Annotated in this window: 1 pseudogene; it reads right to left on the bottom strand. The window is 70.1% G+C overall.

The features are described 5' to 3' along the window. Window positions 1-202: 202 nt before the first annotated feature. Window positions 203-499: pseudogene (locus ACLQ24_RS30215) on the bottom strand (DUF4314 domain-containing protein); the annotation flags it as partial.

The raw sequence follows: 499 nt of genomic DNA, 5'->3' as shown, positions 1-499 counted from the left end.
AGCACGTCCTCCCGGAAGCCGAGGATGTCCTGTCGGTTGGCCCGGAGAGCCCAGACCCGGGTGACGATCTCCTCTTGAGTACGGATGGTCACGTGGTTTCCTTCCTGTTGGTCCTACCTGTCGTGGTGGTGTGTCGGGTGCCGCTGACGGAGACGGCTCGGTTCCGGGTGACGCGGCGCGGCCTGGCCGGGGGTCGCTGGGCCTATGCCTGGTCGGGTTCGGGCAGGTCGCCGACGATCCGGTCGCAGGCGTACGGGTCGACGGCCTCCCAGCACCAGCTGCGGCCCATCACCACGTACCGGCCGTCACCGTCCGGGGCGACGCGTTCGATGGCTTCCGGATCGTCTGATAGGGCGCGCTGGTCGACCACGAGGACGTCTCCGTCGAAGGACAGGTCGGCCAGATCCGCGTCGACCCGGCGGTCCAGGTCGTCCTCCGGTACGCCCTGCTCGCGCAGGCTGCGGCGGTGCTGGTCGCGGAGCCGGTGCTGGTCGGCGAC

The sequence above is a fragment of the Micromonospora sp. DT4 genome (assembly GCF_049841675.1).
Lineage (GTDB): Bacteria > Actinomycetota > Actinomycetes > Mycobacteriales > Micromonosporaceae > Micromonospora.
Note: the sequence above shows the minus strand (reverse complement) of the source record. Positions and strands in the feature narration are given on the sequence as shown.